The sequence below is a fragment of the Bradyrhizobium sp. CCBAU 51745 genome, from assembly GCF_028128715.1.
GTDB classification, from domain to species: Bacteria; Pseudomonadota; Alphaproteobacteria; order Rhizobiales; family Xanthobacteraceae; genus Bradyrhizobium; species Bradyrhizobium manausense.
Map to the genome: position 1 here is coordinate 213,879 of NZ_LBJP01000084.1, position 13,003 is coordinate 226,881.

The following is a 13,003-nucleotide window of genomic DNA, read 5'->3' on the forward strand; positions in this document are numbered from 1 at the left end:
TCTTGCATGAACCACGCAGCCAACGCCAACCTGTTTTCCCGCCTGTTCGACGGCCTGGACGACCCCAACCGCCTCGCGATCGAGACGCATGACGGCGCCCGGATCAGCTATGGCGATCTGATCGCGCGGGCAGGCCAGGTGGCGAATGTGCTGGTCGCGCGCGGCGTGAAGCCCGGCGATCGCGTCGCGGTGCAGGTCGAAAAGTCGGTCGCCAATATCGTGCTGTATCTGGCGACCGTGCGGGCTGGCGCGGTCTATCTGCCGCTCAACACCGCCTATACGCTGAACGAGCTCGACTACTTCATCGGCGATGCCGAACCTTCGCTGGTTGTCTGTGACCCCTCCAAGGCGGAAGGGCTCGCCCCGATCGCCGCCAAGGTGAAGGCCAAGGTCGAGACGCTCGGCGCTGACGGCAAGGGCTCGCTGACCGAGGCAGCTGACAAGACCAGCGGCGAATTCGCGACGGTCGCACGGGCCAACGACGACCTCGCTGCGATCCTCTACACCTCGGGCACGACCGGCCGCTCCAAGGGCGCGATGCTCAGCCACGACAATCTGGCCTCGAACTCGCTGTCGCTCGTCGACTATTGGCGCTTCACCGACAAGGACGTGCTGATCCACGCGCTGCCGATCTATCACACCCACGGCCTGTTCGTGGCGACCAACGTGACGCTGTTCGCGCGGGCCTCGATGATCTTCCTGCCCAAGCTCGATCCTGACCTGATCATCAAGCTGATGGCGCGCGCCACCGTGCTGATGGGCGTGCCGACCTTCTACACGCGCTTGCTGCAGAATCCTGCGCTGTCGAAGGAGACGACCAAGCATATGCGGCTGTTCATCTCGGGCTCGGCGCCGTTGCTGGCCGAGACCCATCGCGAATGGTCCGCACGCACCGGTCACGCCGTGCTCGAGCGCTACGGCATGACCGAAACCAACATGAACACGTCGAACCCCTATGACGGCGAGCGCGTCCCCGGCGCCGTCGGCTTCCCCCTGCCCGGCGTCTCCGTCCGCGTCACCGAGCCCGAGACCGGCAAGGAGCTGCCGCGCGAGGAGATCGGCATGATCGAGGTCAAGGGCCCCAACGTGTTCAAGGGCTATTGGCGCATGCCCGAGAAGACCAAGTCGGAATTCCGGCCCGACGGCTTCTTCATCACCGGCGACCTCGGCAAGATCGACGACAAGGGCTACGTCCATATCCTCGGCCGCGGCAAGGATCTCGTCATCTCCGGCGGCTTCAACGTCTATCCCAAGGAAATCGAGAGCGAGATCGACGCCATGCCCGGCGTGATCGAGTCCGCCGTGATCGGCGTGCCGCATGCCGATTTCGGCGAGGGGGTGACGGCGGTGCTGGTCTGCAACAAGGGCGCCGAGGTCACCGAGGCTGCCGTGTTGAAGGCGCTCGACGGACGGCTCGCCAAGTTCAAGATGCCGAAGCGGGTGTTCGTCGTCGATGAATTGCCGCGCAATACGATGGGCAAGGTGCAGAAGAACGTGCTGCGGGATACCTACAAGGATATTTACGCGAAGAAGTGAGGCGAGTTCGCAGCTCCTGTAGGGTGGGTTAGCCGAAGGCGTGACCCACCGCTTTGGTCTCCGCGGTGACAGAAGTGGCGGGTTACGCCGAGCAGATACGCTTCGCGCATCTGCACGGCTAACCCACCCTACGCAGCCACACTCACTGTCCGCCCGCCAGGCTCACCACAAACCGGCTGCCGACGATGAAGAGATAGCACCCGAACGCGGCCTCCAGCGTGCGCTTCGACATCGCGTGTGCGGCCTTCACGCCGAGCGGCGCGGTCACGAGGCTCATCGGCATCACCAGCACGGCGCCAATCAGCGAGACGTAGCCGAGTGCAAAGGGGATTTGCAGCGCTGCAACGGCGGGATAATTCGCAGCGGCTGGCCAGCCGGCATAGATGTAGCCGACCGCGGCGGGGATCGAGATCAGCACGGCGAGCGCCGACGAGGTCGCGACGGCCTGGTGGATCGGCCGACCGTAAAACGTCATCAAGAGGTTCGAAAACAGGCCGCCGCCGATGCCCATCAGCGTCGACAGGATGCCGACGCAAAAACCGTAGATGCGCATCGGCAGACCCTTCGGCAGGTCGTCACCGAGCTTCCAGGCCTCGCGCGCGAAGATGAGGCGCATGGCGGCTGAATAGGCGACAACGACGAACACGATCTTGAACAAGCGCTCCGGCGCATAGCGCGCGACCACGCTGCCGGCAATCACCCCGATCAGAATCGGCAGCCACCAGGCGCGCAGGATCGACATGTCGACGGCACCGCGCTTGTAATGCGCCTGGAAAGAACGGATCGATGTGGGAATGATCACCGCGAGCGAGGTGCCGACGCAGAGCGGCATGCGGACGTCGAGCGGCACGCCGGCGATGCGGAAGCATTCATAAAACACCGGCACGAGAATCGCGCCGCCGCCAATGCCGAACACGCCGGCGAGAAATCCCGAGAGTGCGCCGACTGCGATCAGCAGCAACGCGAGCTCGACGAGTTCCTTGATATCAAGACCTGCGATCATCGGGACCCGCCCGCAGCGCGCCGCAACTTTCCGATTCGCAACGACGTGGCGAGCTGCGCGCGAAGCTGTAGGCGATCCGATTCGCGCGGTCGACACGCTACGCCGACGATCTTGGGTGGATTGCAGACGGCGCATATCCGCCGCCTTGCGGAAAATCGATGCGTCTCGCGGAAATTGGCAATGACACGCAAGCTTGCCAAGCGGTCGGCGCGCCATGAACTGACTGGTTCGAACCTCGACAGCCGGTCGGCAGCTTGGAGCCGTTCCAATAGTAATTTCAATGCGCCTCAACGGCCGCCACAAAGGATGAACAGACGTTCTGTTTTTCGCCGGTGCACCATTGCTCTGGTATACCAAGGCCCTGATTGGCTTGATGCATCAACGCCGTAGAGCTGAACGCCGGTTCGATTTATGGCGATTTGGTGATTGCGCAGGCGAAATCGACTCCGTAAATAGAGCCGACCTTTCGCGATCCCCGCGCGCGCCCGGCTGGGCCGCCATAAACATCAAAAGCCCATGACCGCACGGATCGAACGACCGCTTTCACCACACATGCAAGTCTACCGCTGGACGTTGACGATGGCGCTGTCCATCGTCCATCGCGCCACTGGTATCGCCCTTTACGTCGGAACCCTGCTGCTGGCCTGGTGGCTGATCGCAGCGGCGTCCGGCTCCGCCGCCGCCTATTCCAATGTGCAGGCCTTCACCGGCAGCATCATCGGCCGGCTCGTCGTGTTCGGCTACACCTGGGCGCTGATGCACCACATGCTGAGCGGTGTCAGGCACTTCGTGTGGGACCTCGGCTTCGGCTTCAAGGCCAATGAGCGCGAGGCGCTGACCTGGGCGGCCCTGATCGGCGGCATCGTGCTGACGGTTCTGATCTGGATCATCGCCTACGCGATCGGAGGTATACGATGAGCGCCAGCGATACGCCGAAGCGCAGCATGCGCACCCCGCTTGGCCGCGTCCGCAATCTCGGCGCCGCGCATTCGGGAACCTCTGATTTCTGGCGCCAGCGCCTCACCGGCGTTGCGATGACCCTGCTGATGCTGCCGGTGATCATCGTCGTCATGATGACGCTCGGCAGCAACCAGGCCGGCGCCAAGGTGATCCTCGGCTCGCTGCCGATCGCGGTGATCATGCTGCTCTTCATCATCGCCAGCGCCTGGCACATGAAGATCGGCATGCAGGTCGTGATCGAGGACTACGTCCACAACGAGAAGCTGAAGCTCATCTCGATCATGCTCAATAATTTCTTCTCGATCGCCGTCGCGCTCGCCTCGACCTACGCGATCATCAAACTGTCATCCGGAGTGTAAGCCATGGCCAACGAGACGAATGGCAAGGCCAACGGCGCTCCCGCCACCAACGGCAAAGCCTATCCGATCGAGGACCACACCTATGACGTCGTCGTGGTCGGCGCCGGCGGCGCGGGCTTGCGCGCCGTGGTCGGTTGCAGCGAGGCCGGCCTGAAGACGGCCTGCATCACCAAGGTGTTTCCGACCCGCTCGCACACGGTCGCGGCCCAGGGCGGCATCTCCGCTTCGCTCGGCAACATGCACAAGGACGACTGGCGCTGGCACATGTACGACACCGTGAAGGGGTCGGACTGGCTCGGGGATCAGGACGCGATCGAATACATGGTGCGCAACGCGCCCGAGGCGGTCTACGAGCTCGAGCATTGGGGCGTGCCGTTCTCGCGCACCGAGGACGGCAAGATCTACCAGCGTCCGTTCGGCGGCATGACCATGGACTACGGCAAGGGCCAGGCGCAGCGCACCTGCGCCGCCGCCGACCGCACCGGCCACGCCATGCTGCACACGATGTATGGCCAGTCGCTGCGCCATGCGGCCGAGTTCTTCATCGAGTTCTTCGCCATCGATTTGATCATGGACGACCAGGGCACCTGCCGCGGCGTCATCGCGCTCAAGCTCGACGACGGCACGCTGCACCGCTTCCGCGCCCAGACCGTGATCCTCGCCACCGGCGGCTATGGCCGCGCCTATGCCTCCTGCACCTCGGCGCACACCTGCACCGGCGACGGCGGCGGCATGGTGCTGCGCGCCGGCCTGCCGCTCCAGGACATGGAGTTCGTGCAGTTCCACCCGACCGGCATTTACGGTTCGGGCTGCCTGGTCACCGAGGGTGCCCGCGGCGAAGGCGGCTACCTCGTCAACTCCGAAGGCGAGCGCTTCATGGAGCGCTACGCGCCCTCGGCGAAGGACCTGGCGTCACGCGACGTCGTCTCGCGCGCAATGACCATCGAGATCCGCGAAGGGCGCGGCGTCGGCAAGAAGAAGGACCACATCTTCCTGCATCTCGACCATCTCGATCCGGCCGTGCTCGCCGAGCGCCTGCCGGGCATCTCCGAATCCGCCAAGATCTTCGCCAATGTCGACGTGACGCGCGAGCCGATCCCGATCGTGCCGACCGTGCACTACAACATGGGCGGTATCCCCACGAACTATCACGGCGAAGTGCTGACCAAGAAGGACGGCGACGACAACGCCGTCATCCCCGGCCTGATGGCGATCGGCGAAGCGGCCTGCGTTTCCGTGCACGGCGCCAACCGCCTCGGCTCGAACTCGCTGATCGACCTCGTCGTGTTCGGCCGCGCCGCGGCGCTGCGCCTGGCCGAGAAGCTGACGCCGAACGGCAAGCAGCCCGAGCTGCCGGCGAACTCGGCCGATCTCGCGCTCGGCCGCCTCGACCATTATCGCTATGCCTCCGGCGGCACGCCGACCGCAAAGCTGCGCGAAGGCATGCAGCACGTGATGCAGAACAATTGCGCCGTGTTCCGCACCGGCGAAGTGCTGAGCGAAGGCCAGAACCTGATCGCGAAGGTCCACAGCGGCATCACCGACATCGCCGTGTCCGACCGCTCGCTGGTGTGGAATTCGGATCTCGTCGAGACGCTGGAATTCGACAATCTGATCTCGCAGGCGGTGGTGACGATGAACTCGGCCGCCAACCGCACCGAGAGCCGCGGCGCGCATGCGCGCGAGGACTTTTCCGCGCGCGACGACCAGAACTGGATGAAGCACACGCTGGCCTGGCTCGACGACAAGGGCAAGGTCAAGATCGAGTACCGCCCGGTTCACGACTACACCATGACCAACGACGTGCAGTACATCCCGCCGAAAGCGCGCGTGTATTGATCCAACAGTAGCCGTCATTCCGGGATGGTCCGAAGGACCGGACCCGGAATCTCGAGATTCCGGGTTCGATGCTGCGCATCGCCCCGGAATGACGAAAGGTTAGAGCAATGGTTGAATTCGCACTTCCCAAGAACTCGAAAATCACCGGCGGCAAGACCTGGCCGAAGCCCGCAGGCGCGACCGAGACGCGCGAGTTTCGCGTCTATCGCTGGAATCCTGACGACGGCAAGAATCCGAGCGTCGACACCTATTACGTCGACGTCAATGATTGCGGTCCGATGGTGCTGGACGGCCTGATCTGGATCAAGAACCACATCGATCCGTCGCTGACCTTCCGCCGCTCCTGCCGCGAAGGCGTCTGCGGCTCCTGCGCCATGAACATCGACGGCCAGAACACGCTGGCCTGCACCCGCTCGATGCACGACGTGAAGGACGGCGCGGTGAAGATCAACCCGCTGCCGCACCAGCCGGTGGTCAAGGACCTGGTTCCGGACCTCACCAATTTCTACGCGCAATACGCCTCCGTCGAGCCGTGGCTGAAGACGACCTCGCCGACGCCGCAGAAGGAATGGCGCCAGAGCCACGAGGACCGCGAGAAGCTCGACGGCCTCTACGAGTGCATCCTGTGCGCCTGTTGCTCGACCTCCTGCCCGAGCTATTGGTGGAACAGCGACCGCTATCTCGGCCCGGCCGCGCTGCTCCAGGCCAACCGCTGGGTGTCTGACTCACGCGATGAGGCGACCGGCGAACGGCTGGACAATCTCGAGGATCCGTTCCGCCTGTACCGCTGCCACACCATCATGAACTGCGCCAAGGCCTGCCCGAAGGGCCTGAACCCGGCCGAGGCCATCGCCGAGCTCAAGCTCAAGATGGTCGAACGCCAGATCTAGGCCGTATCGACGCTGGCTCTGCCCCGGCCCGGGCGGCCGGGGGGCAATCTGCGATTGGAACAATTCGGCTTAAATTCGCTCCATCTCGTGTCGCGGGCGATTCAACGGCCTACAACCTCCGGTTCCCATCACAAGCCGCTTCCTTCCTGACGCGAGATTCAAGTAAGCTCTCCGGTCGGGGGACCGGAGCGACCGTGCAGGGCGCACAACGCAACTCGCTGAGACTGCTGCAGTGGATGATGGCGGCATCCCTGGCGCTGCCCATTGCGCTATTCGCCATTGCCTCGACGATTTCCTACAATTCGACGGTTGATATCGCCGACCGTGAGATCGAGCGGACGCTCGATGTCGCGCATGAGCACGCGCTCAAGGTGTTCGAGACCATCGACCGGAGCCTGGCCGAGCTCAACGAGGTCGTGCGCGACCTGCCCGACGACACGATCCGGTCGCGGGAATCCGCCCTGCACAAGCGTCTGAAGCAACTCGCCGACGCGCTGCCGCAGCTCAAATCCGCCTGGATCTTCGATGCCAACGGAAAGGCGCTGGTCAACAGCCTGGCCTCGCCGCCGCCGAACCAGAGCTTTGCCGACCGCGACTATTTCTATTCCCATGTCGACCAGAGCATCGGAACCTTCATCGGCACCGTCTTGACGCCGCGCCCGCCCTACCAGGGCGCGCGCTTCTTCGGCGTCAGCCGCCGCCGCTCGTCGGACGACGGCAGCTTCATCGGCGTGATCCAGGCATCCGTCCTGCCTGAATATTTCGAGAGCTTTTACGCCAGGATCGGCAGCGATCCGGGCTCCTTCTTTGCGATGGGCCGCACTGATGGCGTGCTGCTGGCGCAGCTGCCGCGGCTCGATCGCGATTTCCGGCTCGATCCGAACGGTCAGGTCGGCCGCAGCATCGCAGCCCATCCCGTCCATGGGCTGATGACCATCGCCTGGCCGACCGACGGTCTGGAGCGGCGCATCGGCTACCGGCGCGTCGCCGGATATCCGATCTATGTCAGCGCCGGCCTCGAGACCTCGGCGATCCGCGGCCGCTGGCTCACGACCATCAGCCAGCATCTGGTGTTCGGCCTGCCGGCGACCGCGCTGCTGTTCATCCTGCTGGCCTTCGCCTTCCGCCGCACCCAGCATCTGCAGCTCGAAGCTGCCAAGCGGCGCGAGGCCGAGGAGGCGCTCAAGCACAGCCAGCGGCTGGAGGCGCTGGGCCAGCTCACCGGCGGCGTCGCGCATGATTTCAACAACCTGCTGACCGTGATCCGCGCATCGGTCGATCTGTTGAACCGCCCGCAACTGAGCGAGGAGCGGCGGCAACGCTACATCACGGCGATCGGGGAGGCCGTCGCGCGCGCGGCCAAGCTGACCTCACAGCTGCTGGCCTTTGCGCGGCGCCAGACCTTGAAGCCCGAAGTGTTCGACGTCGGCGAACGGATGCGATCGCTGCGCGACATGCTCTCCACGCTGCTTGGGCCTGCGATCGAGATCGTCACGCAGCTGCCGGCCGAGCCCTGCCTCGTCAGCGCCGATGCCGGCCAGTTCGAGACGGCCATGATCAACATGGCGACCAACGCGCGCGACGCCATGCAGGGCAAGGGCCGGATCGTTTTCACGGTGCACGCGGCGACATCAGTTCCGGATACACTCGCGCATCTCTCCGGCAGCCAGACCCTGAAAAATCCCGGTTTCATCTGCATCACCGTCAGCGACAGCGGCGTTGGCATTCCCGCAGGCCAATTGGGCCGGATCTTCGAGCCGTTCTTCACCACCAAGCAGGTCGGCCAGGGCACCGGCCTTGGCCTGTCGCAGGTGTTCGGCTTCGCCCGGCAATCCGGTGGCGAAGTGACCGTCGTCAGCGAGGTCGGCCAGGGCAGCACCTTCTCGCTCTATCTGCCGCGCGTGCCGGCCGATCTGTTGCCCCCGAGCCAGGCGCCGACCACGGCCCCGGCCGTCGCCGGCAGTGGCATGTCGGTGCTGGTCGTCGAAGACAATATCGAGCTCGGCAATTTCGCCGCCGACGGGCTGACCGAGCTCGGCTACAGCATCACGCTGGTCGACAACGCCACCGACGCGCTCACCGAACTTGTTAGCCACGCCGATCGCTTCGACGTCGTCTTCTCCGACGTCGTCATGCCGGGGATGACCGGGCTCGATCTGGCGCAGGCGATGTGCGATCGCTGCATCAGCGTACCTATCGTGCTGACCACCGGCTATAGCCAGGCTCTGTCCCAGGACGGCATCGCCGGCTTCGAGCTGGTGCAAAAGCCCTATTCGATCGAAGAGCTGTCGCGGGTCCTGCACCGCGCGGCGCGCGTGAAACGGGTGCGCGACGGCGCCGCCGAGTGAGATCAGGAACCCGAGGGAACCGGCTCGCGTTGTCGGCTCATGCAGAAGCGGGTCCGAAACAGTGAGCCGGGCAAGACACCGCCCATCGTGAAGATTACCGGCGAGAATGGCGATGACGTCGCCCCGCCGCCGCCGGAAGTGCTCGAGCCCGATTCCGAGCTTACGCCCGAGGAGGTCGAGCAGGCGCGCAGGGATTATCTCCTCACCCGCTTCTGGATCAGTGCGCGCGGCTTCTGGAGCCGCAAGGGCGACCGCTTGGCCTGGCCGTTCTCGATCGGCCTCGTCGTGCTGATCGTTCTCACCGTCGGCTTCCAATACGGCATCAATGTCTGGAATCGGGCGATCTTCGACGCCATCGAGAAGCGCGATGCGACCACCGTCTTCCACCTCAGCGCCGTGTTCTTCCCGCTCGCCATCGGCAGTATCGCGCTCGCTGTCGTCCAGGTGTTTGCGCGGATGGGCATCCAGCGGCGCTGGCGCGCCTGGCTCACCAATAGCGTGCTGACACGCTGGCTCGCGAACGGGCGCTACTACCAGCTCAACCTCGTCGGCGGCGACCACAACAATCCGGAATACCGGATCGCCGAGGATTTGCGCATCGCGACCGACTCGCCGGTCGATTTTATCGCCGGGGTGACCTCGGCGCTGCTGTCCGCGGCAACCTTCATCGTCGTGCTCTGGACCATCGGCGGCGCGCTGACCCTCACGCTTGGCGGCTCCGCCATCACCATACCGGGCTTCCTCGTGATCGCCGCGGTGCTCTATGCCGCGATCGCCTCGGGCTCGATCATGGTGATCGGCCGTCAATTCGTGCAGGTCTCCGAGGACAAGAACCAGGCGGAAGCCGATTTCCGCTACACGCTGACACGCGTGCGCGAGAACGGCGAGAGCATCGCGCTGCTCGGCGGCGAAGAGGAAGAGCGCGGCGGCATCGATCGCAATTTTTCCAACGTGCTCAGGCAATGGGCGCGGCTCGCGGGACAACACATGCGGACCACGCTGGTGTCGCAGGGCTCAAGCCTCGTTGCGCCGGTCGTGCCGCTGCTGCTGTGCGCGCCAAAATTCCTCGACGGCAGCATGAGCCTCGGACAAGTGATGCAGGCGGCCTCCGCCTTCACCATCGTGCAGAGCGCATTCGGCTGGCTGGTCGACAATTATCCCAGGCTCGCCGACTGGAACGCCTGCGCGCGCCGCATCGCCTCGCTGATGATGTCGCTCGACGGCCTCGAGCGTGCCGAGCAGGGCGACGGCCTTGGCCGCATCAAGCGCGGCGAAACCAGCAACGATGCGATGCTGGAGCTGCACGACCTTTCCGTCACGCTGGACGACGGCACCGCCGTGGTCGGCGAGACCGAGGTGGTGATCGAGTCCGGCGAGCGGCTCCTGGTCGCCGGCGAATCCGGCACCGGCAAGAGCACGCTGGTGCGCGCCATCGCAGGCCTGTGGCCATGGGGCGGCGGCAGCGTCAACTTCCATCCCGACCGGCGGCTGTTCATGCTGCCGCAGCGGCCCTACGTGCCTTCAGGCAGTCTGCGCCGCGCGGTCGCCTATCCCGGCGCCGAGGAGGACTGGACTGTCGAGGAGATCGGCGAGGCCCTGCACAAGGTCGGCCTCGATCATCTCAAGGAGAAGATTGCCGAAGAAGGGCCGTGGGATCAGACCCTCTCAGGCGGCGAGAAGCAGCGCCTCGCCTTCGCGCGGCTCTTGCTCCACACCCCCGATATCGTCGTGCTTGACGAAGCGACCTCGGCGCTCGACGAGAAGAGCCAGGACAAGATGATGCAGATGGTCACCGACGAACTGCCGAAGGCGACCATCATCAGCGTCGCGCATCGTGTCGAGCTGGAGGCCTTCCACAGCCGCAAGATCGTGCTGGAGCGCCACAAGGGCGGCGCCAAGCTCGTCAGCGATATCGACCTGATTCCCCGCAAGGGCCGGCGCAGGCTGCTCGGGCGATTCCTGCGCCAGCGGAAGGCGGCGTGAGATCGGCAGCCCGGATGGAGCGCAGCGCAATCCGGGAAGGCCTGTTCGCAGGGCGGGAATCCCGGATTTCGCTGCGCTCCATCCGGGCTACAAAACCCTCGATTGGAGTCCCCAACAAAACCGGCTATGCATGCGCCGCCTGCAACGAGGACCGCCTGCTTGACGCCCGACAATTCCCTTTCAACTGCGCCATTCGGCGCGTTCGCGCCCAACGCGGCGCAGGCCGCGATTATCAGGCTCGTGCAGGGATCGGGGCTGAAGCGCGGCGCGTTCCGGCCCTGGATGTCGCGGCTGGTCCATCTGCTGCGCAGCGGCCCGGTCGACGTGCAATATCAGGGCGCTTCGTTCCGCTTCTACCATCAGGGCAGCGCCACCGAGCGCGGCGCGCTGTTCAATCCCGATTACAACATCGACGAGCTCGACTTCCTGCGCCAGCACACACCTTTCGGCGGCACGTTCGTCGACGTCGGCGCCAATGTCGGCACGTTTGCTTTGGTGATGGCGCGGCAGGTCGGGCCCGGTGGCAAGGTTGTCGCGATCGAGCCGCATCCCCTCACCTTCAGCCGGCTCTCGTTCAACCATTCCGCTTCGAAAGCGACGCAGGTTCGCCTGGTGCAGGCGGCCGCGGGAGCTGCCGACGGCGAGCTGATGATCGAGAGCGGCGGCGGCAATCTCGGCGCCACGCATGTCGTGACCGGCGCGGCCAGCGCTGAAGCCATCAAGGTGCCGTCGCTGCGGCTCACACGCATTCTGGACGAGGCCGGCGTGACCCAAGTCGATTCGCTCAAGATCGACGTCGAGGGATTCGAGGACCGCGTGCTGATCGGATTCTTCCGCGACGCGCCCCCATCGCTGTGGCCCCGCGCCGTTGTGATCGAGCATCTGTCACAAAACGAATGGCAGCAGGATTGTATCGCTGACTTGGTTGCGCGCGGCTTTACCGTCGCGCGCAAGACGCGCAGCAATACGTTCCTGTCGCGCTGACGCCGAACCCAAGGAGGATACGATGATCGATCATTTGGGCCTCTCCGTCTCCGACTATGAGGCCGCGAAGGCGTTCTATGCGAAGGCGCTCGCGCCGCTCGATTACAGCATGATCATGGAAGTGACGGCGGAGCAGACCGGTCACGCCGCGGCCGCCGGCTTCGGCGCGAACGGCAAGCCCGATTTCTGGATCGAGGGAAAGGGCGCGATGAACAAGCCGGTGCATGTCGCGATATCTGCGAAAGACCGCGCCACGGTTGACGCGTTCTACAAGGCTGCGATGGCGGCAGGCGGCCGCGACAACGGGCCGCCCGGCCTGCGCCCGCATTATCACGCGAACTATTACGGCGCCTTCGTGCTCGACCCTGATGGCCACAACATCGAGGCCGTCTGCCACGCGCCGGAATAGGGCAGGGTGAGGCGGAACATCGGCGCCGCATTATCGTTGTCGTTCTCCTGACAACTGATCCCCGTGCTGCCGATGCCGATCGAACCGCCCGAGATACCGCCATCGACACCCGGCACGCCGACCGAGCCGCCGCCCGGCATCCCGCCGGGCAATCCGCAGCCTGAAATCACGCCGCCGGTACACGAGCCCGGGCAATCGCCGCGACCTGATGAATTGCCAGGCCGCATGCCTGAAGAGATTCCATCGCGCGGACCGAACGGTCCGCTCGCACCCAATCCCGCGACGGATGCCAATTCGTCGCTTGTGTCACATGTGAGACGAGAGCAATCACATCTGAGGCGATTGCGACTCACGCCTGAATACGCAATGAACGTTGTCCTCGTGACATGATTTGCATGCAGAAATAAATCGCGACGCAATGTCTTTGCCCGCCACAATCCAGCCTAACGCGTAGCTGTTCATCACCCGACTTCACATCGTCAAAGAACCTTCCGGGGAAGTTCAACCACATGACCAACCTTCGTTTCGTGCTGCTCGCCACGACGGCCCTGACCGCGATGCAATTTGCCGGCTCCGCAGCTCATGCGCAAAGCGCGCCGCCGCTCGTCGTCGCGCAGGCCCAGCCGGAGACGGGCCCTGACGGAAAACCGAAGCAGCCTCCGAAGGAAGCGCCAAAGGGACCGCCGCCCGGT

General features: G+C 64.7%; 10 protein-coding genes and 2 pseudogenes. 11 read left to right on the forward strand and 1 reads right to left on the reverse strand.

All coding sequences use genetic code 11. The features are described from left to right. Positions 1–6: 6 nt before the first annotated feature. Positions 7–1,536, forward strand: coding sequence for a malonate--CoA ligase (locus tag XH98_RS25640; RefSeq protein ID WP_271620273.1), 1,530 nt, complete (start codon positions 7–9; stop codon positions 1,534–1,536). Positions 1,537–1,678: 142 nt separating this feature from the next. Here XH98_RS25640 and XH98_RS25645 read toward each other — a convergent pair whose 3' ends face one another. Beyond that, positions 1,679–2,539, reverse strand: a complete 861-nt coding sequence (locus XH98_RS25645; protein ID WP_271620274.1) for a sulfite exporter TauE/SafE family protein — start codon at positions 2,537–2,539, stop codon at positions 1,679–1,681. Between the two features lie 516 nt (positions 2,540–3,055). Here XH98_RS25645 and sdhC point away from each other — a divergent pair. The 10 genes and pseudogenes from sdhC to XH98_RS25695 all read left to right on the forward strand — a co-directional run. After that, on the forward strand, positions 3,056–3,457 hold the full coding sequence (gene sdhC, locus XH98_RS25650; RefSeq protein ID WP_057752402.1) for a succinate dehydrogenase, cytochrome b556 subunit: 402 nt from the start codon (positions 3,056–3,058) through the stop codon (positions 3,455–3,457). Beyond that, a complete protein-coding gene (sdhD, locus tag XH98_RS25655) occupies positions 3,454–3,858 on the forward strand; it encodes a succinate dehydrogenase, hydrophobic membrane anchor protein (RefSeq protein WP_057752399.1) in 405 nt (134 codons plus the stop codon). The genes sdhC and sdhD overlap by 4 nt, the downstream gene beginning before the upstream one ends. A gap of 3 nt (positions 3,859–3,861) precedes the next feature. Next, positions 3,862–5,697 (forward strand): succinate dehydrogenase flavoprotein subunit, encoded by a 1,836-nt coding sequence (gene sdhA, locus XH98_RS25660; RefSeq protein WP_271597322.1) that lies wholly within the window; start codon positions 3,862–3,864, stop codon positions 5,695–5,697. A gap of 107 nt (positions 5,698–5,804) precedes the next feature. Then, positions 5,805–6,587: a succinate dehydrogenase iron-sulfur subunit gene (locus XH98_RS25665; protein ID WP_057752396.1), complete on the forward strand. Its 783-nt coding sequence runs from the start codon at positions 5,805–5,807 to the stop codon at positions 6,585–6,587. Positions 6,588–6,781: 194 nt separating this feature from the next. Further along, a complete protein-coding gene (locus tag XH98_RS25670) occupies positions 6,782–8,935 on the forward strand; it encodes a hybrid sensor histidine kinase/response regulator (protein ID WP_271620275.1) in 2,154 nt (717 codons plus the stop codon). A gap of 39 nt (positions 8,936–8,974) precedes the next feature. Next, complete coding sequence (locus XH98_RS25675; protein WP_271620276.1) at positions 8,975–10,918, forward strand: ABC transporter ATP-binding protein/permease; 1,944 nt, start codon at positions 8,975–8,977, stop codon at positions 10,916–10,918. Positions 10,919–11,044: 126 nt separating this feature from the next. Next, positions 11,045–11,902 (forward strand): FkbM family methyltransferase, encoded by an 858-nt coding sequence (locus XH98_RS25680; protein WP_442868631.1) that lies wholly within the window; start codon positions 11,045–11,047, stop codon positions 11,900–11,902. Between the two features lie 22 nt (positions 11,903–11,924). Further along, positions 11,925–12,311 (forward strand): VOC family protein, encoded by a 387-nt coding sequence (locus XH98_RS25685; RefSeq protein WP_271620278.1) that lies wholly within the window; start codon positions 11,925–11,927, stop codon positions 12,309–12,311. A 72-nt stretch (positions 12,312–12,383) separates the two neighbouring features. Beyond that, positions 12,384–12,602, forward strand: a pseudogene (locus XH98_RS25690) (hypothetical protein); the annotation flags it as partial. A 218-nt stretch (positions 12,603–12,820) separates the two neighbouring features. Continuing rightward, a pseudogene (locus tag XH98_RS25695) lies at positions 12,821–13,003 on the forward strand (hypothetical protein); the annotation flags it as partial.